The sequence below is a fragment of the Pseudomonas sp. 3A(2025) genome (assembly GCF_054589175.1).
The window spans coordinates 223,943-249,020 of record NZ_BAAILM010000039.1 but is presented as its reverse complement, the minus strand read 5'-3'; the positions used below and the strand labels follow the sequence as shown (position 1 = coordinate 249,020).

Annotated in this window: 13 protein-coding genes; 7 read left to right on the top strand and 6 right to left on the bottom strand. The window is 61.9% G+C overall.

Annotated features, from left to right (window positions below):
* Positions 1–12: 12 nt before the first annotated feature.
* The 4 genes from ACYP2A_RS16650 to ACYP2A_RS16635 all read left to right on the top strand — a co-directional run bounded on the left by ACYP2A_RS16650 (position 13) and on the right by ACYP2A_RS16635 (position 6,659).
* The gene (locus tag ACYP2A_RS16650; protein ID WP_459746652.1) at positions 13–1,614 is read left to right on the top strand and encodes a 5-oxoprolinase subunit B/C family protein; all 1,602 of its coding nucleotides are present in this window, start codon (positions 13–15) and stop codon (positions 1,612–1,614) included.
* On the top strand, positions 1,614–3,350 hold the full coding sequence (locus tag ACYP2A_RS16645; RefSeq protein WP_459746651.1) for an acetyl/propionyl/methylcrotonyl-CoA carboxylase subunit alpha: 1,737 nt from the start codon (positions 1,614–1,616) through the stop codon (positions 3,348–3,350). Before ACYP2A_RS16650 ends, ACYP2A_RS16645 begins: the two co-directional genes overlap by 1 nt.
* Positions 3,351–3,469: 119 nt before the next feature.
* Positions 3,470–4,711 carry an OprD family porin gene (locus ACYP2A_RS16640; RefSeq protein WP_459746650.1) on the top strand — a complete coding sequence of 414 codons (1,242 nt, stop codon included), beginning with the start codon at positions 3,470–3,472 and terminating at the stop codon, positions 4,709–4,711.
* A gap of 64 nt (positions 4,712–4,775) precedes the next feature.
* The gene (locus ACYP2A_RS16635) at positions 4,776–6,659 is read left to right on the top strand and encodes a methyl-accepting chemotaxis protein (RefSeq protein WP_459746649.1); all 1,884 of its coding nucleotides are present in this window, start codon (positions 4,776–4,778) and stop codon (positions 6,657–6,659) included.
* Between the two features lie 105 nt (positions 6,660–6,764).
* Here the strand turns inward: ACYP2A_RS16635 and mscK are convergent, their stop codons facing one another.
* Together mscK and ACYP2A_RS16625 are read right to left on the bottom strand one after the other, a co-directional pair.
* The gene (gene mscK / locus ACYP2A_RS16630; protein WP_459746648.1) at positions 6,765–10,106 is read right to left on the bottom strand and encodes a mechanosensitive channel MscK; all 3,342 of its coding nucleotides are present in this window, start codon (positions 10,104–10,106) and stop codon (positions 6,765–6,767) included.
* Positions 10,107–10,157: 51 nt separating this feature from the next.
* Positions 10,158–11,900 carry a potassium/proton antiporter gene (locus ACYP2A_RS16625; protein ID WP_459746647.1) on the bottom strand — a complete coding sequence of 581 codons (1,743 nt, stop codon included), beginning with the start codon at positions 11,898–11,900 and terminating at the stop codon, positions 10,158–10,160.
* A 229-nt stretch (positions 11,901–12,129) separates the two neighbouring features.
* Here ACYP2A_RS16625 and ACYP2A_RS16620 point away from each other — a divergent pair, with 229 nt between their 5' ends.
* Together ACYP2A_RS16620 and ACYP2A_RS16615 are read left to right on the top strand one after the other, a co-directional pair.
* The gene (locus ACYP2A_RS16620; protein ID WP_459746645.1) at positions 12,130–14,733 is read left to right on the top strand and encodes a dermonecrotic toxin domain-containing protein; all 2,604 of its coding nucleotides are present in this window, start codon (positions 12,130–12,132) and stop codon (positions 14,731–14,733) included.
* Positions 14,734–14,795: 62 nt separating this feature from the next.
* The gene (locus tag ACYP2A_RS16615) at positions 14,796–17,318 is read left to right on the top strand and encodes a dermonecrotic toxin domain-containing protein (protein ID WP_459746643.1); all 2,523 of its coding nucleotides are present in this window, start codon (positions 14,796–14,798) and stop codon (positions 17,316–17,318) included.
* A gap of 13 nt (positions 17,319–17,331) precedes the next feature.
* Here the strand turns inward: ACYP2A_RS16615 and ACYP2A_RS16610 are convergent, their stop codons facing one another.
* The 4 genes from ACYP2A_RS16610 to putA form a co-directional block, all read right to left on the bottom strand.
* Positions 17,332–17,679 carry a DUF6508 domain-containing protein gene (locus tag ACYP2A_RS16610; protein WP_459746641.1) on the bottom strand — a complete coding sequence of 116 codons (348 nt, stop codon included), beginning with the start codon at positions 17,677–17,679 and terminating at the stop codon, positions 17,332–17,334.
* Between the two features lie 9 nt (positions 17,680–17,688).
* Positions 17,689–18,222: an ADP-ribosyltransferase gene (locus ACYP2A_RS16605; RefSeq protein ID WP_459746639.1), complete on the bottom strand. Its 534-nt coding sequence runs from the start codon at positions 18,220–18,222 to the stop codon at positions 17,689–17,691.
* Positions 18,219–18,716, bottom strand: coding sequence for a hypothetical protein (locus ACYP2A_RS16600; protein WP_459746638.1), 498 nt, complete (start codon positions 18,714–18,716; stop codon positions 18,219–18,221). Before ACYP2A_RS16600 ends, ACYP2A_RS16605 begins: the two co-directional genes overlap by 4 nt.
* Before the next feature lie 383 nt (positions 18,717–19,099).
* Entirely contained in the window at positions 19,100–23,053 is a 3,954-nt protein-coding gene (gene putA / locus ACYP2A_RS16595; RefSeq protein ID WP_459746636.1) for a trifunctional transcriptional regulator/proline dehydrogenase/L-glutamate gamma-semialdehyde dehydrogenase, read from the bottom strand.
* A gap of 360 nt (positions 23,054–23,413) precedes the next feature.
* Between putA and putP the strand changes: the two genes are divergently transcribed.
* A complete protein-coding gene (gene putP / locus ACYP2A_RS16590; protein ID WP_459746634.1) occupies positions 23,414–24,904 on the top strand; it encodes a sodium/proline symporter PutP in 1,491 nt (496 codons plus the stop codon).
* Positions 24,905–25,078: the final 174 nt, after the last annotated feature.

Here is a 25,078-nt window from a genome sequence, read left to right as displayed (position 1 = left end):
AGAACAAGGATCATGCGTTTCTACCCCGTCAGCCTGGATGCCCTCCTGGTTGAATTGGCGAACCTGGACGAGACACTTGCCCTGTTCGACTCATTGCAGCAAACGCCGATTAGCGGCGTGCAAGAGATCGTGCCGGCGGCGCGGACCTTGCTGGTCAGTTTTCGTCCAGGCGCCGTCAGCCGTGAGGTCCTGGCTGCACAGATCGTTGCGCGCGACCTGACGGGCAAGGTGCGTCAGGCGGGCAAGCTGATCGAAATCCCGGTGCACTACAACGGCGAAGACCTCGACGATGTTGCCCGCGAGCTGGGCATCAGCGTCGACGAAGTCATCAAGCGCCACACCGGTAGCGACTATGACGTGGCCTTCTGCGGTTTTGCACCGGGCTTTGCTTACCTGAGCGGCGGCGCAGGCTTTGTGGTGCCACGGCGCAGCACCCCGCGCACGCGCATTCCGGCCGGTGCCGTGGCGCTGGCGGGCGGCTTCAGTGGGGTTTATCCACAGGCCAGCCCCGGCGGCTGGCAGATCATCGGCATCACGCCGCTGAAAATGTGGGACCTGGAGCGTGACGAGCCGGCCTTGTTCCAGCCCGGTTACCGCGTGCGCTTTTGCGATGCCGGGCCGCTGCCGGCCGCTGGCCTGACCGTGGCTGCACCGCGCCGTCAGCCGGTGTCCGAGGTGACGGCAGATTATCTGGAAGTGGTTTCGCCGGGCCTGCAAACCCTGTTGCAAGACCTTGGGCGGCCAGGCCGTGCGGGCGAGGGCGTGTCGGCCTCCGGGGCGATGGATCGTGGCGCACTGCGCGCCGCCAACCGTGCGGTCGGCAACGCCCCGGCAACCGCTTGCCTGGAAGTGCTGATGGGCGGCCTGAGCGTGACCTGCCATGCGCAGACCGTGGCCGCCATTACGGGTGCCGACGTGCCGGTCGAAGTGCGTACTGCGGCAGGCCAGATTCTGCGTCCTGCACTGTATGCACCGTTCGTTTTGCAGGACGGCGATCAGTTGACCCTCGGTGCACCGACGGCTGGTCTGCGCAGCTATCTGGCCATTCGCGGCGGCTTTGCCGTAACGCCGGTGCTGGGCAGCCTGTCCACCGACACCCTGGCTCAGGTCGGCCCCGCGCCACTGGCGGCGGGCGACCGTCTGGCCCTGCAACCGGCGCCGGGTGGCCTGGCGGTGTCGATCGATGAACAACCGGCCTTTGCCATGCCGCAACGCGATCAGGTCATCACCCTGGATGTGGTCATGGGCCCGCGCAGCGACTGGTTCACGCCAGAGGCGCAGGCGCTGCTGGGGCAACAGACCTGGCAGGTCACGCCACAATCGAACCGCATCGGCATTCGTCTTGCCGGCGAGCAATCGCTGACCCGCGCCATCGACGGCGAACTGCCCAGCGAAGGCACCGTGGTGGGCGCCATTCAGGTGCCGCCCAGTGGCCAGCCGGTGTTGTTCCTGGCCGATCACCCATTGACCGGCGGTTACCCGGTGATCGGCGTGGTTGCCCCGTACCACCTGGACCTGGCCGGGCAGATCCCGGTCAACGCGCGTATTCGCTTCAATCCGCTGAGTGCCTTCGAGCAGGTGCTGCCAGCCTCTTCAGACGAGATCGACAAATAATGAAAAAGGTTCTGATTGCCAACCGTGGTGAAATCGCTGTGCGTATCGCGCGGGCCTGCCGCGACTACGGCGTGAAGTCGGTAGCGGTGTATGCCGATGGCGATATCGACGCTCTGCACGTACGCCTGGCCGACGAAGCCTGGGGCCTGGACGGCGAGCGCTCCAGCGACACTTACCTGAACATCGAAAAACTACTGGCTGTGGCGGCCCGTGCCGGCGCCGATGCGGTGCACCCGGGTTATGGCTTTCTGTCGGAGCGCGCCGATTTTGCCCGCGCCGTGATCGCTGCCGGCCTGACCTGGATCGGCCCGGACCCGAGCACCATCGATGCCTTGGGCGACAAGGTCCAGGCCCGGCACATCGCACTGAAGGTCGGCGCGCCACTGGTCGCCGGCACCGCCAACCCGGTTCAGGACGCCAGCGAGGTGATCGCCTTTGCCGAGCAGCACGGCCTGCCGATTGCCATCAAGGCGGCATTCGGTGGCGGCGGTCGCGGCCTGAAAGTGGTCTGGCAGATGGAAGAAATCACCGAACTGTACGAGTCGGCAGTGCGTGAAGCCGTCGCCGCTTTCGGCCGCGGTGAGTGCTTCCTGGAGCGCTTCCTGCACCGTCCACGGCACATCGAGGCGCAGATCATCGCCGACCGGCATGGCCGCGTGGTCGTGGTCGGCACCCGCGACTGCTCGTTGCAGCGCCGCAACCAGAAGCTGATCGAAGAAGCGCCTGCGCCGTTCCTGGACGACGCCCTGCGCCAGCGCATTCACGAATCGGCCCGCGCCATCTGCGCCGAGGCCGGCTATGTCGGCGCCGGCACCGTGGAGTTCTTGCTCAGCGGCGACGGCACCCTGTCGTTCCTTGAAGTGAACACGCGCTTGCAGGTCGAGCACCCGGTCACCGAAGAAACCAGCGGCATCGATCTGGTGATCGAGCAACTGCGGGTTGCCGAAGGCCTGCCGCTGTCGTTCCAGGACACCCCGGTGCCACGCGGTCACAGCTTCGAGTTCCGCATCAACGCCGAAGACGCCGGCAACGGCTTTCTGCCGACGCCGGGCCTGATCGAACAGTTCCGCGCACCATCCGGTCCCGGCGTGCGTCTGGACACCGGCGTGGTCGAAGGCTCGCGTGTGTCGCCCAACTTCGACTCGATGATCGCCAAACTGATTGTCACCGGCGCCACCCGCGAACAAGCGATCAGCCGCGCCCGCCGCGCCCTGGCCGAGTTCGAGGTACAAGGCGTGGCCACCGTGCTGCCGTTTCATCAGGCGGTCATGGACCATGACGATTTCACCGCGCCCGACACCTTTGCCGTGCACACCCGCTGGATCGAGACCGACTTTGCCGAGAAGGTCACTATCGCACCGCGCATCAGCACGGCGGCGGACCCTGAAGTGCTACGCACCTTCATCGAGATCGACGGCAAACGCCACGATCTGGGCTTGCCGGCTGCGTTGTTGCGTGGCCTGAGCCTGAACCAGGCCAGCCCTGCCGGCGACAGCGTGGCAGTGGCTGAAGCCGTCGATCCACAGGCCGTGGCCACGCCGGTCGCCGGCAACCTGCATGCCTGGGTCGTCGAAGATGGCGCAACGGTCGAGGCCGGGCAAGTGATCGCCGTCATGGAGTCGATGAAGATGGAAACGTCGGTTCTGGCGCCCTGTGCCGGGCAATTGAGTATCAAGGAAAAACCAGGTCGTTACCTTGACGCCAAGGTCACGATCGGGCGTATTGAAGTTAGTTAATCAGCGTTCACTTTTTTACTACCAGCGTGCTGTCGGGTTAATACCCCGACGGTCGCCGGCTGCCTGCCAATAACTAAAAACTGTATCGATTAGATCTGCCCTTATCAGGAGTAACTTGAATGTCGATGAATAAGACTGTTGCAGTCGCGTGCGCGTGTGTTTCCTTATTTTCAGTCGATGCCTCGGCGGACTTTATTGCCGATAGCAAAGCCGGCGTGGAGTTGCGTAACTTCTATTTCAATCGCGACTTCCGCAATGGCCCACCCACCGCGCAGCGCGACCATGCTGCTGAATGGGCGCAAGGCGCATTGTTAAAGTTCGAGTCGGGTTACACCGCCGGCACTCTGGGCCTGGGCCTCGATGCGCTGGGCATGGTCGGCGTCAAACTCGACGGGGGCGATGGCTCCGGCGGCACCGGCCTGCTACCAGCGGACCTGAGTTCGCGCAATGGCCGTGGCTCGCAGGACGAATACGCCAAGCTGGGCCTGACCGCCAAGGCGAAAATCTCTGAAACCGTGCTCAAGGTCGGCTCGCTGGCATTTCGCACCCCGGTGGTGTCGAGCAATGACACACGCCTGCTGCCGGCGACCTTCGAAGGCGCCATGCTCAGTTCCAAAGACATCGACAAGTTGACGCTGCAAGGCGGCAAGCTGACGCAAATCAAGTTCAACAGCTCTTCGAACTATCAGGACTTTACCGGTAACCGGATTGGCGGCGTCAGTGATGAATTCCTGTTTGGTGGCGGTACGTACGCCTTTAACAAAGCGCTGAGTGTCAGTGCCTATTACGGCAACCTTGAAGATGTGTATCGTCAATACCACGGCGGTGTCGTGTATGAAATTCCGCTCGCCGATAAACAATCGCTGAAGTTTGACCTGCGTTATTCGAAAAGTACCGAAGACGGTAGTTTCCGCAATCTGGATAACCGTGCGGCCAACGGTCTGGTGGCGTACACGCTGGGCGGCAATGTCTTCACCGCCGCGTACCAGCGCATGAGCGGCGATGACCCGTTTCCTTATATCGCCAACAGCGACCCGTACCTGGTCAACTTTGTGCAGATCAACGACTTTGCCAATATCGAAGAGCGTTCGTGGCAAGTGCGTTATGACTACAACTTTGCCGCCTTGGGTGTGCCTGGCCTGACTTTCATGACCCGCTATGTCAGCGGTGACAACGTGCTGGTCGCAGGCAGCAACAGCGGCAAGGAATGGGAGCGCAACACCGACATCGGTTATGTGGTGCAAAGCGGCGCGCTGAAGAACGTCGGCCTCAAGGTGCGCAATGCCACCGTGCGCTCCACGTTCGGCAATGACCTGGACGAGACCCGCCTGATCCTGAGCTACACCCTGGCGCTCTGGTAACCGCAGCCGGCCGGGCGTCGCCCGGCCGTACGGCCCCCGCAACGATCAAATACGAGGAAGCCGGATGAAACCTCTCGGGTTCAACCAGAAGATATTACTGAGTGCCTCACTGGTGATCATGCTGGTGTTCGGTGTGTTTTGCGCCGTCAACGATGTGCGCTTGCGCCACGACACCTTGCAACGCCTCGAACACAGCACGCGCAACCTGGCAGGAGCCATGGCCCACGATATCCAGAGCTGGCTCGATGGCCGGCTGTTGCTGGTCAAGGGCATGGCCGAGCTGATCGGCCGTGATCCAGACCCGGCACGTATGCTTGCGACGCTGCGCACGCCGGTGCTGCAAGACACTTTCGTCGCCAGTTATGTGGGCACCCGCGAGGGTGCCTTTCTTATCGAGCCGCCCCGGCAGATGCCGGCCGACTACGACAGCCGCCAGCGGCCCTGGTACAAGGACGCCATCGAGACGGGCGCGGTGATGACCGAGCCGTATGTGGGCGTGGGTATCGATTACCGGGTCATCAGCCAGGCCGTGCCGATTCGTTCCGGGGCGCAGACTCTGGGCGTGCTGGGCGTCAACCTGAGCATCGAGACCATCGCCAGGACCCTTAATGCCCAGGCATTCGAGGGCCGCGGTTATGCGTTTCTGGTGAGCAAGGAGGGCAAGATTCTGGTCCACCCGGACAAGGCCATGATCGGCAAGACCCTGGCGGACCTGTTCATGGGCCAGGCACCGGCGCTGGCCGATCGCCTGAGCGAGGCCACGACCGCCGATGGCGACAAGCTGACCCTGTTCATGCCCATCAAGGGCCTGCCCTCGCAGAACTGGTACATCGGCATCGCGCTCGACAAACCGGTGGTGCTGGCCAGCCTGGCCGGGTTCCGCCAGTCGGCGATCATCGCTACGGTCATTGCGGTGCTGGTTACCTTGTTGCTGTTGGGGCTGGCGTTGCGTCTGTTGATGAAGCCGCTGCGCCAGATCAGCCAGGCCATGCAGGACATCGCCCAGGGCGAGGGCGACCTGACCCGGCGGCTGACGATTGCCTCGCAGGACGAGTTCGGGTTGCTGGCCCAAGGTTTCAATCGCTTCGTGGATCGCTTGCATGCCTCGATCAGCGAGGTGTCATCGACCACCCAGACCTTGGCGCAGGCGACCCGTAGCGTGCTTGGTGCGTCCAATTCGTCGGTTGAAAAGGCTCGCAGCCAGGCGGGTTACACCACCAGCATCGCTGCGGCCATCGAAGAGTTGGGGGCGACGGCGCAGAACATCGCCGGCAGCGCGTCGTCAGCGTCCCGAGAGGCGTCCGAGGCGCGCACGCAGGTGAGTTCGAGCTGCGCGCTGGTCGAAGACACCGTGAGCACGATGCGCAGCCTGCAAGGCAATATCGAAACCACGCGGGCGCAGATCGAAGACCTCAATGCCCGCAGTTCGAACATCGGCAAGGTGCTGGAGGTGATTTCGGCCGTGTCGGCCAAGACCAACCTGCTGGCCCTGAACGCCGCCATCGAGGCGGCGCGGGCCGGCGATGCGGGGCGCGGTTTTGCGGTGGTCGCCGATGAAGTCAGAAGCCTGGCCCATCACACCCAGGAGGCTACCGAAGAGATCCGCGTGGTCATCGAGGCACTGCAGCAAGGCGCCACCCAGGCGGCGCAGACCATGCTGGTCAGCCATGAAATGGGCAGCCGCAGCGTGGCGGTGGCCACCGAGGCCGGCGCCAGTTTGCAGGCCGTGGTGTCGCGCATCGGCCAGATCGATGACGTCAACCTGACCGTGGCGGCGGCGACCGAAGAGCAATCGACGGCGGTGGAACAACTCAACCGCGACGTGCATGAAATCAGCCGGCTGAACGAGCACAGCACCGACAACCTGGCCGCCACGCTGCAGGCGTGCGCACAACTGGACATCGAAGCCGAAAGGCTGCGCGCGATCGTCGAGACCTTCAGGTTGTGAGGCGCAGGACCGTAGGACCGACTTTAGTCGGGAAGCGGACGCCGCGAATTTGCGGTGATGCACTTCGCTGCTAAAGCAGCTCCTACGAGCGGTACAACGTGATCGTTAGTCCAGTTTTACCTCGGGCGGCTCCGGGGATTTGTCGATGCCGACATGGGTCGGTGCCGGCTCGATGGGCACCAGCTTGAGTTCGCCGCCGTGGGTGTTCTTCAGGTAGACCTCCATCTGCCGGAACGAGATGTTGATCTTCTGCTTCTTGAACTCGCGGTTGATGAACCGGTTGATTTCGTCGAGCACCGGGTTGCGGTCGCCCAGATCGCGTACGTGCATGCGCAGCTCGTGGTCCAGGGTGCTTTCGCCGAAGTTCAGGAAGTACACGATCGGCTCCGGCTCCTTGAGCACCCGCGGGTTTTCGCGGGCCGCTTGCAGCAGCAGCGCGCGTACCAGGTCGAGGTCCGAACCGTAGTCGACGCCGACCTTGAGGGTCACGCGGGTCACGGTGTCGGTCAGCGACCAGTTGATGAGCTGGCCGGTAATAAAGGTCTTGTTCGGGACAATGATGTCCTTGCGGTCAAAATCGGTGATGGTCGTGGCACGGATGCGGATCTTGCTGACCGTGCCCGACAGGTTGCCGATGGTGATCGTGTCGCCGATGCGCACCGGGCGCTCGAACAGGATCATGATCCCGGAAATGAAGTTGGCGAAGATTTCCTGCATGCCGAAACCCAGGCCCACCGACAGTGCTGCGACCAGCCATTGCAGCTTGTCCCAGCTGACCCCGAGGGTCGACAGGGTGGTGACAAAGCCGACGCCGGCGATGGTGTAGGACAGCAGCGTGGTGGTGGCGTAGGCGCTGCCTTGCGCCAGGCTCAGGCGCGACAGCACGAATACTTCGAGCAAGCCGGGCAGGTTGCGCGCCAGCACGAAGGTGATGACCACGATGACCAGCGCGCCGAGCAGGTCGCCCAGGCTGATCGGCACCATGCTCATGTTGGCGCCGGTGCCGCTGGTGTATTCGTACAGGGTGACGTTATCCAGATAGGAGAATACGGTGATCAGGTCGGCCCAGACCCAGTACATCGCGCCGACGAACAGGGCCAGCAAGGCCAGGCGAATCAGGCGCAGCGACTGCTGGTTGACCTGTTCGATGTCCAGCTTGGGCTCTTCGATGGGTGCATCGCTGTCACCGGCGTCCCGCGCCGCCTGGCGTTTGGCCAGGGCGCGCTGGTAGGCCAGGCGCCGGGCGGCGACGTTGAGGCCGCGAATGAACGTCGCTTCGACCACCAGCCACAGCAACAGCAGGTACAGCGTGTCGATCAGCCGGTCGGTGAGTTTCAGTGCGGTGTAGTAGTAGCCGAAGCACACCGCCACGAACAGCGCGGCCGGCAGTACGGTGAAGGCCAGCCCCAGTGTCTTGCGAAACAGCGAGGCGTTGTGATGCGTGGGGCTGGCCAGCAACAGCCGGCCCAGCAGCAGGGTCATCAGCGCATAGCAACTGAGCACTACGCCGATGCCCAACACGTCGTCGGCCAGCGCCGCCGGTTGATGCTCGGCCACGGCAACCACCGCCACCAGCGCCAGGACCACAAGCCCCAGGCGGCGAATCCAGCCGCGCAGGAATTCGACCTGCACCGGCTCCCAGCGGAAATGCAATTGCGCGACGCCGTCTGGCGCCAGTACCCGGTAGGCGGTGTAGAACATCAGCCAGGTCAGGCCGACTTCCTGCAAGGCCAGGCCCAGGTTGGCGTTCTGGCCACGCGCATCGATCTGCAAGGCATAGCCGCACAAGGCCAATGCCAGCGCCACGGGCATGGCCAGGAGAATATTGATCAACAGGGCCAGCGGCGTCTTCCACTGGTTATCGCGGCGGAAGTGGCCGATATCGGCATGCAACTGCGTGAGCTTGGCGTACAGCGCCTTGCGTCGCCAGGTCAGCACGCCGATCAGCAACAGCAGCGGTAAGAACAGCAGCGGCCGCTGGGTCAGCCCTTCGGACAGTTCGCTCAGACTGGAGGCCCAGGGCAGGGTGGCGACCTGCTTTTGCAGGCGTGGGCCAATGCCCTGAAACCATTCCAGGTCCAGCGGCTTGTTGCTGGGGATCCAGAACATCTGCTCGTCAAGGGTCGCGCGCAGGCTGATGGCGGTGCTGATCAGCTGTTTCTGATTCAGTTGCAGGGTGATCGATTCATTGAGCATCGCCGCCAGCAAGCGGTTAAGGCGCTCGTGCAGGTCGCTGCGGGTGACCGCCAGGTCCATCAGCGTGCGGCGCAGCGCCGGGGTGACTTCTTCGGCAGGCTCGGCGGCCAGCAACCTGTCGACATACGCCAGTGGCGTGCCCATCTGCTCGCGTTGCTGGTTGAGCTCGAACTGGTAGAGGCGGATGTCGGCGATTTCGTCGGCCAGGTTACGGTCCAGCTGCAAGTGCGGCAGCGACTGTTTTTGTTTGTAGAGAATCTTCGACAGCAACAGGCTGCCGCTCAACACATTGATCTGCTCGTCGAGCGCCTGATCGGTCTGGGTCAGGTTATCGAGTTGCTGCTTGGTCTTGAGGTTGCTCTGGGTCAGTTCGTTGAGCCGGTCGGTGCCGCGCAGCAAATAGTCGGACAGCTTGAGGTTGCCCGCGCTTTCGGTGGCCAGCAGGCTGCTGCCGCCGGATTTCTGGGCTTCCAGGGCAAGGTCTTCGACGGTCTTTTGCGACTGGGTGCGGCGCTTGTCGTTGATCAGGGTTTGCAGGTCCTGGATTTCCTGATCCTGACGCTGGACCTTTTCGTTCAGCAGGTCGTACTGGCTGTTGCCCAGGTCCTGCAACTGGCTGTTGCCGGCCAGTTCCTGGCGGCGCAGCAGGCTGATGGCGTTGAGCGACGCGAGTTCGGCGTTGTACAGGTTGCGCTGATCGGCGCTGAGGGTCTTGCCGCCTTCCTTGCCGGCCTTGAGGATCGTATTGATCTGCTGGGTGCGGGTCTGGTTGTTGCTGATCTCGGTCTGCGCCCGCTCCGGACGGGTCTGGGCGGTGAGGATCAGGCTGTTGGCGTCGTTCAGGGCCTTTTGCAGATCACTTTGCTGGGTGCTGCGCTCGCTGAGCAGTTGCTCGAGCTGCGGCACGTCCATTTTGGCGTAGCGCTGGGCCACCGGGATTACCGGGCTGGCTTTCAGGCGCTCCAGCTCGCGCTGGTTTTCCAGCACCTGCCTGGGCGCCTGGTCCAGTTGCTGCTTGAGGGCGGTGAGCTTCTGCTGGCTGTCTTCCTGGTTCGACAGCAGGCTCAGGGTCTGTTCGAGCACCTGTTGCAGGGCCTTCTGATCGGCCTCTGGCAGCTTGCGGTCGGCGATCTTGTCCAGGCTTTGCTGGACACTGTCGCGGCTGGGTGGGTCGGCGGCCAGCGCCGTCATTGAGGTACAAAGGCACAGGCCGAGAACGGCGGCCGCCAGAAAGGCACGCAAGGAAGACATAGACACCGATCGTTTGCTGGAAACCCCGAGGGCCGCGATTGTACTCGGGATCTACAAAAACAGTGCAGGTCCCGGACGGCTGCCCTCGGGGAATTTGACGCCGACCTTGAGGATTTTGTTCCCCTCTGTCACCGCCACGGTCCACAGCGTGCCGTTCCACTCGATCTGGTCGCCGACGATCACCGCACCGCGGTTTTTCTGCACGATGAACTGGCCCAGCGGCATGTCCGGGCTCAGGCCATCAAGCTTGAGGCCGTACAGCGCCGCCACATCGCCCAGCTTCGCATCACCTTCAAGGACGAAATCACCGAAGAAACGCAGGTCCTGGCCACGTTGCGGCGCCTGGCTGAACAGCTTGCCGAGCGCTGGCAGGTCATGTTCGTGGCCGATCACGCACAGCAGGTCATCGACTTCCAGCGTGGTACTGCCGGAGGGGTGCAACAGTTGCTTGCCACGGAACAACGCAGCGATACGGGTACCTTCGGGCATTTTCAGTTCGCGCAGGGCGGCACCGATGCACCATTTTTCGGCGCCCAGGCGATAGACGAACAACTCCCACTCGCTGGTGATGTGTACTTCCAGCGCCGAACGCGACACCGGCGCCGGGTCTGGCGGCACGGTGACCTTCAGCAGTTTGGCCATCCACGGCAGGCTGGTGCCTTGCAGCAACAGCGAGACCAGCACGATAAAGAACGCCAGGTTGAAGTACAGCTGCGCGTTGGGCAGCCCGGCCATCAGCGGGAACACCGCCAGAATGATCGGCACCGCACCGCGCAGGCCGACCCAGGCGATAAAGGCTTTTTCGCGGCCATGAAAGGCTTTGAACGGCAGCAGGCCGACCAGCACCGACAGCGGTCGCGCGACCAGAATCATCCACAGCGCCAGACCCAGCGCCGGTATCGCGATCGGCAGCAGGTCGTGCGGGGTGACCAGCAGGCCCAGCACCAGGAACATGCCGATCTGCGCCAGCCAGGCCATGCCGTCGAGCATGTGCAAAATGCCGTGGCGGCTGCGGATCGGCCGGTTACCCAGTACCAGACCGAACAGATAGATGGCCAGAAAGCCGCTGCCATGGATGGCGTTGGTCAGGGCAAAGATCGCAAGCCCGCCGGCAATGACCAGAATCGGGTACAGGCCCGCAGCCAGGTTGATGCGGTTGACCAGTTGCAGCATCAGCCAGCCGCCGCCCAGGCCCATCAGCCCGCCGATGCCGAATTCCTGAATCAGGTGACCGAGCAGGCCCCAGTGCAGGCCGGTCTGGCCGCTGGCAAGCATGCCGATCAGGGTCACGGTGAGAAACACCGCCATGGGGTCGTTGCTGCCCGATTCGATTTCCAGGCTGGCGGTGACCCGCTCGTTCAGGCCCTTGCCGCCCAGCAGCGAGAACACCGCCGCCGCATCGGTGGAGCCGACGATGGCGCCGATCAGCAGGCCTTGCATCAGGGTCAGGTTGAACAGCCAGGCGGCAACCATGCCGGTCAGCACGGTGGTGATCAGCACACCGACGGTGGCCAGCGACAGCGCCGGCCATAGCGCCACCCGGAAGCTGCTGACCCGGGTGCGCAAGCCGCCGTCGAGCAAAATCACCGCCAGGGCCAGGTTGCCGATCAGGTAGGCGGCGGCGTAATCATTGAAGATGATGCCGCCACCGTCGACGCCGGCGACCATGCCGACTGCCAGGATAATCACCAGAATCGGGATGCCCAGGCGCGAGGACAGCGAGCTGACCAGGATACTCGCCCCGACCAACACCGCGCCGATCAGGAACAGGTTGTTGATGGTGGTGGCATCCAAGGGCGGTACTCCAGGGTCAGGCAAATTGAGAAGCGTCGGTGCTGGCATTTGACCATGCACCGCGCGTGCCAAGGGATTTAACCTGTTGAATTGGCTGGCTGTCAAAGGCTTGTCTGTCTATCAAGCAGCAAACAGGCTGTATGTTTGTACCGTGCGCCTAAATAGTTAACGCAGTACAGGCTTGCCAATCTGATCACGTGCGTGGCTCTTTCACTCAAGGAGCAAGACCATGTGGTCACTGTCCACGTTTATCCCGCCAGCCTCGGCCCGCAAGGGTTATGTCTCTGAAGAGGCCCGCCTCAAGCAACAAGCGCTGCGCTTCATGCAGGACTACCCCGATGCCTACACCATGGCGTGGGCCGCCGCTCGCAAGTTGCTGTACGAACTGACCGGCAAGTCGCTCAACCCCGATACGGTCTGGTGGCATCGCTTCAGCACCTCGATGAGCAGCCCGCGGACCTTCACCGGCTGGCAGCACGCCGGCACGCCGGTGGAGTCGATGACCCTGGTCGAATTGATGATGCGTCGTTTCAACGCCCACGATCAGGAGGACACCGACGACTTGCAGTTGTATGGCGGTTTTTATACCGATGGCCCGCAGCACGGCACTTTTGACGAGCGCAACGAAGTTGCCGTCCTGCCCCGGACTGTCCTGGAAAAATTCTGGGCACTGAATTTTTCCAGCCTGTTCCAGCAGCGCGTCGACGCCTTCTGGCGTGTCCACGCAGAGACCTTCTGCGAACTGGCCAGGGCCCGTTTTCTGGCGCTCGCGGGGCTGGCAGCGCGTGATGGCGATTTATCGCAGGCTGATTTGCACAGGCTTGTTCGGGTTGCGATCCCTGATACGCGGTCGCAAAACGATAATGAGCTGTACCCCGAGGCACACACAGGGTTACACGCGATCAGCGTACGCAGTTTCGATGTCGCAGGCATCGAGTCCGGTCAGATCATGCGTCTGGTCGAGGCCAATGGTCGGCAAACGCTCTATGTGCCCGGCATGACGCCGGCATTTCATGTCTGTGAAAGCGAGCGGGAGCTGTATGGCTGGGTGCGTCGGCAACTGGCTGATGAGGCGTCGCGCAAAGGCTTCGAGGCGTTGTTCCTGCGCTCGCCGCAGGCTCGTGAGGAACACGGTGTGGCATTGGCCGCAGCGCTTGACCGGATTCGCGACCAGGCATTCGGTGCCGACCGCAACCACATCGATACCGCGACCTTGCCGTTGTTCAATCAGAAGGATCAGGTCATTGTCGGTGATGTGTTCGAGCATTTGCGTAGTCTTGCCAGGCAGGAAATGCAAGCCCTCGCTCATGAGCTGGCGTCTAACGCCAGTCTTCGCAAGCAGATGTGGATCGGCTATTTCAATGCTTTTCTAAGGATCTTTGGCCCGACGGCGATGTTCACCTGGCCGCTGGCACTGGTGATGGTCGGGGCGGGAATTGCCAATGTCGGCCTGAATATCGATCAGGCCGTAAACGCCAGCGGCTCGCGGCAACGCAAGGCCGGGGTGATCGGTGCCATCCTTAATTCGATCTTCGTGCTGTTCAACCTGCCATTGCTGGCCGACGCTGTGCCGGCCTTGCGCGCAACCCTCTGGGCCGTGCCCGACTCGCCAGGCCTGGCCGGGGCCGGGCCGGATGCCGAAAGCCAGGAATGGATTGCGCTGCAACAACTCGATCATGGTCCGTTGACCACCGGCGAAGGCCTGATGCAGGGCGTCGAGCGCAGCACCAATGGCGATACCTGGATCATGCTTGGTGAAAGTCCGCGCCGGGTGCGCTACAGCTCGGCACTCAAGTCCTGGCTGGTGGTCGATCCGCTCAACCCGTTCGCCTTCGATGGTTCGACGGCCGTGCGTTTGAATGCCGAGGGCCAGTGGGAGTTGCAACCGGTGTTACGCCTCAGCGGTGGCAGCCCGATGCAGGCGGCAGTTGCCAGCGAGGCGAATGTGGCGCCTTATCCGACAGTACAGTCGTCGTTCTGGGATACCTACATGCGCTTGAACTTCACCGAAGAAGAACGCTTGTCCGACCTGGCCCTGGCGCGGCAAAAGGCGGTGATCAACGTGCATGAGGTGAGTGACACCGATGAGGTCGAGCTGGAAGACCTGCTGGTGCTCGATGCCTCGGGTAATCAGTACCGGGTCTTCAAGACCCCGCAGGGCCGCTACGTCGGTGGACGTGTCAACCATTACACCGAGCATGAAGAAGACTTCAACGGATTCCTGCGCACAGGGTTTGCCCGGGTCGCTAACCAGGCCCACATCATCGAAGAGCTGGCCGATGACTTGAGCGTGATCGGCTACAACAACCAGGTCACGTTGTACCGCGGCGGCAGCAGCGCTCGTGGCACTTCAGGCCTGACCTTTCGCAGCGGCCAGATCAAGGCCGGCGATGTGTTGGTCAATACCGATTTCACCTCGTTCAGTGAAAACCCCTATGTCACCCGTTCGTTCGCCAGCAGCCAGGCGGGCGCGCCGTCCTATGGCTTCGATAGAGCGATCCGCTTCGATGACACCTCTATCGTCTTCGAACTACCGGCCGGGGAGTACCTCAATGCCACACCCATCGCACCGTTCTCTCAAGAGGATGAAGAGGCTGAGTCGCTGTTTATCCCCGGGCATTATTTCAAGGTGCAGAACATTCAGGAAGTGGTGGGCAATCACTACAAATTCATCAAGGTCCAGCTCAGGGAAGTGCCGGTCTCTCAGGCAGGCAGTCAGTTTTATGAGATGCGTACGGGCCAGTTATTCACACGCGCAGGTTATGCGGCGCGCCTGGGCGTTGTCGGCCAAAGGTTGGTGGAGCGGTTTTTTCCTGTGCCTGTCGTTAATTAATTAGCACCTGGGCGTGTGTGGATCTGCTCACGTACACCGCTTCTTTAAAGGAGCAGTACGTGATGCACAAATTAAAACCGGACTACAGCCGCATCGGTGCGGCGCACCGCTATGTCACCGGTGACCTCAGGCTTAAAAGCATTGCCCGGCAGTTCGTCGAGGACTACCCGGATCTTTATGGGCTGGCGTATGCCGAAGCACGCAAGCTGTTGTTCAAACATACCGGCACCTGGTTGAACCCGGACCGGGTCTGGTGGCACCGCTTTGCGGATGCCGTCAGCAGCCCGCGTAGCTATACCGGCTGGGAGCACAGTGGCGTGCCGCAGGAATCGATGACCTTCGTCGAGCTGATGATTCAGCGCTTTAACCTGCACGCACAGAGCGCCCCGGATGAATTGCAGGTGTATGGCGGCTTTTACAGCGCCGGCCCCAACGCCGGGTACTTCAATGAACATAACGAAATCCGCCTGCTGCCCCAGCCGATACTCGACGATTTCTGGGCGCTGGATTTCAGTAATCTGTTCACCACCAGAGTGGGCCGCTTCTGGGCCCTGCACAGCGAGCACTTCTGCACCCTGGCGCGAGCCGGATTTCTGGCAGCGGCCAGCCTGCAACTGCGCGGCGGCCACCTGACCGGCGCGCAGTTCCAGACCCTGAGCCGGGTCGCAGTGGGCGCGCTGGCGCCGGTCATGACCTATGACACACTCAACACCCCGGTCTCCTCAACGCCGGGGATCATGCTGCGCACTTTCGATATCGGCGGTTATGAGTGTTCGCAGAGTGTGCGTCTGGTCACCGCCCAGGGTGAGCAATACCTTTACCTGCCGGACGAAAAACGCGCTTTCCATGTCTTTGCCTCCGAGCAGGCACTGTATACCTGGGTGCAGGAGCGTCTGCGCAATGAAGGGGCAAAGTCCACCTTCAAGGCTTTGTTTCTGCGCTCCACGGCCAGTCGACAGCTGCACGAAGGGTTCTTCGACGATCAGGTGCAGCAGATCGTCGACAGTCCCTGGGTGGCGGGGCAGACCCTGATCAACCATCACGAGCGGACCATCAGCGGCGATGTTTTCGTGCACCTGCGCGGTGTAGCCAGGCAACAGATGGAGGCGGATGCACAAACCCTGCTGAACTCGAATGCCAGCTTGCGCAAGCGAATCTGGCTCGGTTATCTGAATGCGTTCATCAATGTATTAGGCTCTTTGGCGCCGCTCGGCTGGCCGATCACCCTGAGTCTGGTGGGGGCCGGCACGGCCGCCATGACGTTGAATATCGATCAGGCCCGGCATGCCCGCGACCCGCGCCAGCGCAAGGCCGGGGTGGTTGGCGCGGTGCTCAATGCGATTTTTATCGTGTTCAACCTGAGCACACTGGTGGGGCAGTTGCGCCTCGGTGTACTGCGCAGCGTCGGTGACGCCATGCCTGCGACGGGGCGCATGCGTGGCGTGCAGATGCTGATCAATGGTGAAACCTGGATCAGCCTCGATGAGATGCCGCAGCGGGTACAGTTCAGTGACGATGCACAGGCCTGGGTTATTTATGACGCGGCAGCCCCGGATGCCCAAAGGGCTGTACGTCTCAATGCCGATGCCGAATGGGAGTGGCAAGACCCCGTGCAGCCTTCATTGGCCGGAGAGGCCGAGAGCCAACTGAGCAATGAAGTGTCACACGGCACATTACTGACGATGCATTCGGACTTTTGGGACACCTTCATGCGGTTCAATCTGGCAGAGGAGGAGCGTCTGTCACAGGCCGGTCTGGTACGACAGCAAATCGTCATCGACTTGCCAGAGTTGCAGCCTGCCGATCAGGTGATGCTGGATGCCGAGAACAATGAACTTTATATCGACACCTGGGGCAACACCCATCACGTGTTCAGGAAGGCCGGCGGTGAGTATGTCGGTGGCCGTATCCAGCTGTATTCGGTCAGGGATGCTGCGTTCAATACTTACCTGCGCAGTGGTGTGTCTCAAGGCGTCAGCCAGGTTGACCTCATTGAAGAGCTGGCTGATGACCTGCAGACCCTCGGGCTGGACAACAGTGTCACGCTATACCGCGGTGGCAGCGCAGGGCGTGGTACCTCGGGCAGTTTCTTTCGCAGCGGGAAAATCAGGTCGGGCGATGTGCTGGTCAACACCGACTTCACCTCGTTCAGTGAGAATCCATACATGGCGCGGGTGTTCTGCAGCAGCCAGGCGGGTGAGCACTCGGCCGATTTCGCTGCTCGTGGCGCCGAGTCGACATTGACCTTCGACGACTCGGCCGTGGTGTTTGAGTTGCCGGCCAGGTATTACCAGGGCGCCACCCCGATCGCGCCGTTTTCCAATGAGCAGCGTGAAGTCGAGTCGCTGTTCATGCCGGGTGGTTATTTCATGGTCGACAGTGTTCAGGAGGTGGCCGGTGCCGGCTACCGTTTCATCAAGGTTGAACTGACCCAAATCCCCCAGCCCAAACTCTGGCACCGCTTGTTCGACCTGCGCAGTGGCGAGCCTTTCAGCCGCGAGCGCTACGCACAACGGCTGGGGGAACAAGGACTGCGGCTGGTGAACCGCTTCTTCCCCCTGAACCCGCTGGGGCTGGATGTGTAGCTCCACCGGTTATTCACAACGTAGCGCGCAGTGCTTTAAGTCGCGCGAGTAACTGGCCCAGATAGCCTGATTGCAGCAACTTGCGCAGATGCCCATTCAAGAAGCGGTCGAGGCGCAGGTGGGCAATCAGTAGCTTTCTGAGTTGTGAGGCGTCCGCTGTCAGAAGCGGTCCGAGATTGGCGTCGTTTAATGCGCCGTCAGGAAACTCCGTGATCCAGTCGAACGGCGCCATGAAGTCAGTCGCGTACACCGCTTCGACAAACAGTGACAGGTCAATGTCCGGTTGGACGCTTGACGCAGTGGGGGCGTATTGGAGGATGACGTCAATGGCGTCCTTGGAAGGGGGGGCGAGCGTGACCATAACGAATCCTCACAAATGGGAATATTGAATGTCGGCGGTGTTCGGCAGCGTTTCATGCGACCAGATATCGGTGATCACTACCGGCACCACAAACTGCTCGGCTTTATAAATCGCATGGTTCATCTTGAAGTCGAACAGCACTTCGTCTTCATTGGGATAAAACGAAAGCACATCAATGTCCTTGCCAATGGAACTGTTGACGATCAGGTGATAATCGCCTGACCATAAACCGCTTCTTCGCGAGGTGCTGGTGTACGAGGCTTCCTGGGCAATGGCGCCGACGGCGTAAAGTTCTTCAATGCCCGGAAAGGCAAACACGTAACGATGGACCGGTGTTTGCGTGACCCGGAACTTTTTCATCTGTGCCAGCCCGGTACTGAGGGCTTCGATCGTGGCATGAAAGTAAGCATGTTGCGGGCTGGTTACATCATCGGCGCGTAGAATAGTATTCAAATAGTAATAAAGCGCTTTGGTGTATTCATGCACCATGGTGTATTGCCGTTCGGTCAGGCCGATATCTTCCGGGGGGACGGTGTTCTTCATCGGTGTCCGGTCAAACAGAGGCCAGTTTTTTTTGATGTGCCTGAGCTCATCGAGCACAGTAACCGTTGCCAGTGGCGGGTCGAGATAGTGTGCCTTGAGGGTCTGGAATTCCGGGGCGGCACTGCCCGCGACCCTGTCGGGTACGACAATGCTGATAGTGCTCCAGGGCGCGCGTGCTGCAAGGCTGGCAGCGGCAAACAGAGCACTCTGAGCATGACCATGTTGTCGTTGGCGTCATCGTGCGTACTCAAAATGCCCAATGCCAGCGTCGAGGGGCTATCGTTGCCTGCAAACAGTCGCAGCGCCTGGAACACCTGCCAGGCCTTGCGCGCCGCTTCGTTGGGTTCAGCCAGCGGTTCGAACACCACGAGACGCTTGAAAAAACGGCCCTGCTGCACGCTGGAAATCCAGCAGGGCAGCAGCGGCCTGAAGTCCATTTCGCAAGTGCTTTCCAGTGCCTCGACCGACACGCCGATGGCGTCCAGTTCGGCCACGAAGCCACCTTGTTGCGGGCTGTAGTTGCCAGGCTCGCAATCGATCAGTAAGTAATCGGTAGACAGTTCGGCCGGCTCGGTTATAAGCAGTCCGCTGGACAATGTTATTTCGCGAACATCGGCCCCGATGTGATCAACCGTGATCGTATTCAGTAGTTTCATGACCGTTCTCGTGAGGTGGCTTGATGTAGAGTCAGGCAATCATCTCGAGAGGGGGGCGTCAACTAGCAGGAATGATAGTGTTATTGGGCTACTGCTTGAGTGCAGGGGCGAGAGTCGGTCTGTCTATAGACTTGGAGCGTGTTGAATTCAATAAGTATTAGTTGTTTGAAGTCGACATGAAAAAGAGGGCCGAAGCCCTCTTTTCAGTGACCGCTTATCGATCAGCCAATGGTCATCAAACTCGCATTGCCGCCAGCGGCTGCGGTATTGACGCTCAAGGCGCGTTCGATCACCAGGCGCTCCAGGGCAATGCCGGTGTCACCGTACGGCAGGCCGTGCACGCCGACGATGGCGCCGCCGCGTTGGGCCACTTGCTGGCAGACGCCGCGCAACTGGTCGCTGTCGCCGTGGTGCAGCACGGCATCGAAGTGCACCTCGTCGCGGTTCCAGTCGGCGACCAGTTGCAGGCGCTCCTGAATGTCGCGTGGCAGGCGGTTGCGCAGGGCGCGGGTGGTGTCGGCTTCGACCCAGACCGCGCGGCTGCCGACGGCCAGTACGGCGGCCAGTTGCGCCAGCAGGTCGCCTTCGTCGTCGGCCAGGCACAGCACCTGATCGCGCGGCAGGATGGTGTAGGTGTTGCGCTCACCGGTAGGCCCCGCCAGCGAACGGCTGATGCCGCTTTGCGATTGCGCCGCAAACTGTTCGCACAGGGTGACCAGTTCGGTGCGCTGCTGGCTGGCGGCCCAGGCCTTGAAGGCGTGCAGCGGTTGCAGCAGGGCATCACGCAGGCGCGTGTCCGGTGCCAGACGCGCATCGGCCGCGCTGAAGGACTTGGCAATCGCGTCTTGCGGACGGGTGCTCAGCAGGCGGTACAGGTACAGCGGACCGCCGGCTTTCGGGCCGGTGCCCGACAGGCCTTCGCCGCCGAACGGTTGCACGCCGACCACGGCACCGACGATGTTGCGGTTCACGTACAGGTTGCCGGCATGCGCCTTGTCGATGACCTTGGCGATGGTTTCGTCGATGCGGGTGTGCACGCCCAGGGTCAGGCCATAACCGGAGGCGTTGATCTGCTCGATCAGCGCATCCAGGTCTTTGCGGGCGTAGCGCACCACGTGCAATACGGGACCGAAGATCTCGCGTTGCAGCTCATCAAAGCTTTCCAGCTCGATCAGGGTCGGCATCACGAAGGTGCCGCGCTTGATCTCGGCAGTGTCGGCCAGGGCCATCTGGTACACGGTGCGGCCTTTGTCGCGCATGGTCTGGATGTGTTTCTCGATGCCGGCCTTGGCTTCGGCGTCGATCACCGGGCCAATATCGACATTCAGACGCTCGGGGTTGCCCAGGCGGCTTTCGGCCATGGCGCCCTTGAGCATTTCCAGCACGCGGTCGGCAGAGTCTTCCTGCAGGCACAGGACGCGCAGGGCCGAGCAACGCTGGCCGGCGCTGTCGAAGGCCGAGGACACCACGTCGATGACCACTTGCTCGGTGAGCGCCGACGAATCGACGATCATCGCGTTCTGGCCGCCGGTTTCGGCGATCAGCGGAATTGGCCGGCCCTGAGCGTCCAGGCGCCCGGCGACATTGCGTTGCAGCAGGCGCGCCACTTCGGTGGACCCGGTGAACATCACGCCCTTGACGCGCTCGTCACCGACCAGGCCTGCGCCGACGGTTTCGCCACGGCCCGGCAGCAGTTGCACCACGCCTTCAGGAATACCGGCTTCGAGCAGTAGACGCACCGCTTGTGCCGCGATCAACGGGGTTTGTTCGGCCGGCTTGGCCAGCACCGGGTTACCGGCGGCGAGCGCTGCGGCCACCTGGCCGCTGAAGATCGCCAACGGGAAGTTCCACGGGCTGATGCACACCACAGGACCCAGCGGACGGTGCGCATCGTTGCTGAATTCAGTGCGCGCCTGCACCGCGTAATAACGCAGAAAATCGACCGCTTCGCGGACTTCGGCGATGGCGTTCAGGTAAGTCTTGCCGGCTTCGCGGACCAGCAGGCCCATCAGCGGCTGGATCTCGCCTTCCATCAGGTCGGCGGCACGCTCCAGAATCGCGGCGCGCTCGGCGGGCGGGGTGGCCTGCCAGATGGGACCGGCGCTCATGGCGCACTGGATCGCGTTATTGACGTCGGCGACCGTGGCTTCCTGCACATGGCCGACCACGTCACGGTGATCGGACGGGTTAAGCACGGGTGCCGGGGTTTCTTTGCTCGACTCGCAGCCCAGCAACGGCACGGCTTTCCAGTCGTTGTTGGCGCTGGACAGCAACGCCGAAGACAGCGACGCCAGACGGTGCTCGTTGGCCATGTCGATGCCGCTGGAGTTGGCGCGCTCGCGGCCATACAGGTCGCGCGGGTGTGGAATGCGCGGGTGCGGCAGGCCACAGCTGCCCTCTTGGGTGGCCATGCGCTCGATGCTGCTGACAGGGTCCGCCACCAGTTCCTGAATCGAAATCGACTGGTCGGCGATACGGTTGACGAACGAGGTGTTGGCGCCGTTTTCCAGCAGGCGACGCACCAGGTAGGCCAGCAGTGTTTCGTGGGTACCGACCGGTGCATAAACGCGGCACGGACGGTTCAGCTTGCCATCGGCAACCTTGCCCACCACTTGCTCGTACAGCGGCTCACCCATGCCGTGCAGGCACTGGAACTCGTACTGGCCAGGGTAATAGTTCTGCCCGGCGATGTGGTAGATGGCCGACAGGGTGTGGGCGTTGTGCGTGGCGAACTGCGGGTAGATGACTTCCGGGGCGGCCAGCAGTTTGCGTGCGCAGGCGATGTACGACACGTCGGTGTACACCTTGCGGGTATAGACCGGGTAGCCCTCCAGGCCGTCGAGCTGGGCGCGTTTGATCTCGCTGTCCCAGTAGGCGCCTTTTACCAGGCGGATCATCAGGCGATGACGGCTACGGCGTGCCAGGTCGATGACGTAGTCGATCACATACGGGCAGCGCTTCTGGTAGGCCTGGATAACGAAACCGATGCCGTTCCAGCCGGCCAGTTGCGGCTCGAAGCACAGGCGCTCCAGCAGGTCGAGCGACAGCTCCAGGCGGTCGGCCTCTTCGGCGTCGATGTTCAGGCCGATGTCGTATTGCTTGGCCAGCAGGGTCAGCGCCAGCAGGCGCGGGTACAGCTCTTCCATCACGCGCTCGTACTGGGCGCGGCTGTAGCGCGGGTGCAGGGCCGAGAGCTTGATCGAGATGCCCGGGCCTTCATAAATGCCGCGACCGTGGGACGCCTTGCCGATCGAGTGAATCGCCTGCTCGTAAGAGGCCAGGTATTTCTGCGCATCGTGCTCGGTCAGTGCCGCTTCACCGAGCATGTCGTAGGAGTAGCGGAAGCCCTTGGCTTCGAACTTGCTGGCGTTGGCCAGCGCTTCGCCGATGGTTTCGCCGGTCACGAACTGCTCGCCCATCAGGCGCATGGCCATGTCGACGCCCTTGCGGATCATCGGCTCGCCGCTCTTGCCGATGATGCGGCTCAAGGACGAGGTCAGGCCGGTTTCGTTGTGGGTCGAAACCAGTTTGCCGGTCAGCAGCAAGCCCCAGGTCGCGGCATTGACGAACAGCGACGGGCTGTTGCCCAGGTGCGGTTGCCAGTTGCCGTTGCTGATCTTGTCGCGAATCAGGGCGTCGCGGGTGCCTTTGTCCGGGATGCGCAGCAGGGCTTCGGCCAGGCACATCAAGGCCACGCCTTCCTGCGACGACAGCGAGAATTCCTGCAGCAGGCCCTGGACGATGCCGGCGCGGCCGCCGGCGCTTTTCTGGTTGCGCAGCTTGTCGGCAATCGAGGCAGCCAGCTTGTGGGTGGCGTCAGCAACCGGCACCGGCAGGCGTGCCTGCTCCAGCAGCATTGGCACGACTTCCTGCTCGGGACGACGGTAAGCCGAGGTAATGGCCGCGCGCAGCACCGATTGCGGCAGGATGCTTTCAGCGAAGTCGAGGAAGTTCTGGTGGCCGGCATCGCTCGGCAGCTCGCCACGGTCGTCGCCGTCCTTGCCGTGCTGGCCGTTGAGTTCCAGCAGGGTTGCACCACTCTCCAGCTTTTCGAGGTAATTGAAGATCGCCTGCTTGATGACCCAGTGCGGGGTACGGTCAATGGTGTGTGCGGCTGCTTTCAATCGCTCGCGGGTCGGGTCGTCGAGTTTCACGCCCAGAGTGGTGGTGGCCATGTCTTGTCCTCTTTATCGCCACGGCAATTGTGGCATTTGGCTGTGAGCGCAGATTAGCCGGGCGCACGGCCGGGTGCAACCTGGTGCAACCCAAAATGTTTCAATCTTTACATTCCTCATGCGGGCCGGATTTTTTATCGGTGCCAAGTGCATGATTTCGGTGCTGTTTGCTGCCGGTTAAACCGATGATGCACAGGAAACGGGCTTTTTTGTGGGGCAACTCATGGTGCGATCAATGGTGCAACTCAGTGGGTAAAACTGGTTGCACCTTGATCGTCATGTAAATACGATGCTCCGCGTCAGCGTGGCGTCCGGGCTTGCTCCCGGACGCTGAATAAAAACAATGCCAAGGCAGAACACATGAGTTTCACGAATCCTACCTTGATCACCTTCGTGATCTATATCGCGGCCATGGTCCTGATCGGCCTGATGGCCTATCGCTCGACCAACAACCTTTCCGATTACATTCTGGGCGGACGCAGCATTGGCAGCGTGGTCACGGCTTTGTCGGCCGGTGCCTCGGACATGAGCGGCTGGCTGTTGATGGGCCTGCCGGGCGCCATCTACATGTCGGGCCTGTCTGAAAGCTGGATTGCCATCGGCCTGATCATCGGTGCCTACCTGAACTGGCTGTTCGTCGCCGGTCGACTGCGCGTGCACACCGAGTACAACGGTGATGCGCTGACCCTGCCGGATTATTTCAGCAGCCGCTTCGAAGACAACAGCGGCGTGCTGCGGATTATTTCGGCGATCGTGATTCTGGTGTTCTTCACCATCTACTGTGCCTCCGGCATCGTCGCCGGTGCCCGCCTGTTCGAAAGCACCTTCGGCATGTCCTACGAGACTGCACTGTGGGCCGGCGCGGCGGCGACCATTGCCTACACCTTCGTCGGTGGTTTCCTGGCGGTGAGCTGGACCGACACCGTGCAGGCATCGCTGATGATCTTTGCCCTGATCCTCACGCCGATTTTCGTCCTGTTGGCGACTGGCGGTATCGATCCGACTTTCCTGGCCATCGAGGCGCAGATTCCGGGCAGCTTCGACATGCTCAAGAACACCACCTTCATCGGCATCGTTTCGCTGCTGGCCTGGGGCCTGGGCTACTTTGGCCAGCCGCACATTCTGGCGCGCTTCATGGCCGCCGATTCGGCCAGGTCGATTACCAATGCCCGTCGTATTTCGATGGCCTGGATGATTCTGTGCCTGGGCGGCGCCGTCGCCGTGGGCTTTTTCGGGATCGCCTACTTCGCGGCCAACCCGGACGTTGCCGGTCCCGTTACCGAAAACCCGGAGCGGGTATTCATCGAACTGGCCAAACTGCTGTTCAACCCGTGGGTGGCCGGTGTGCTGCTGTCGGCGATTCTGGCGGCCGTGATGAGCACCTTGAGCTGCCAGTTGCTGGTGTGCTCCAGTGCCCTGACCGAAGATTTCTACAAGGCTTACCTGCGTAAGGGCGCTTCTCAGGTCGAGCTGGTCTGGGTCGGCCGTGCCATGGTGTTGCTGGTCGCGATCATCGCCATCCTGCTGGCGGCTGACCCGAACAACCGTGTTCTGGGTCTGGTGAGCTACGCCTGGGCCGGCTTCGGTGCTGCCTTTGGTCCGGTGGTGCTGCTGTCGCTGCTGTGGAAAGGCATGACCCGTAACGGCGCGCTGGCCGGTGTAGTGGTCGGTGCCGTCACCGTTGTGCTGTGGAAGCAGTTCACCACCATCGGCCTGTACGAGATCGTGCCGGGCTTCATTCTCGCGACACTGGCCATCGTGGTGTTCAGCCAGATCGGCCCGAAACCGTCGGCAGCCATGCGCGAGCGTTTCGACATCGCCGACAAGGCTTACAAGGACGCGGTGCGCTGATCCTGGCCTGAGTGTCATGGCCCGCCCGTCTGACTGACGCGCGGGCCATTTTTTTGGCGTCGTATTACTGTCCGGCTGTGCCTGTAAAGCGGCACAGTCTGTTGGTATACCGTTAGTCGGCTAATGGCTGGTTTCGGCGTGGCAATACGCCTGCGTGCTTATTCTTTTTCTCAG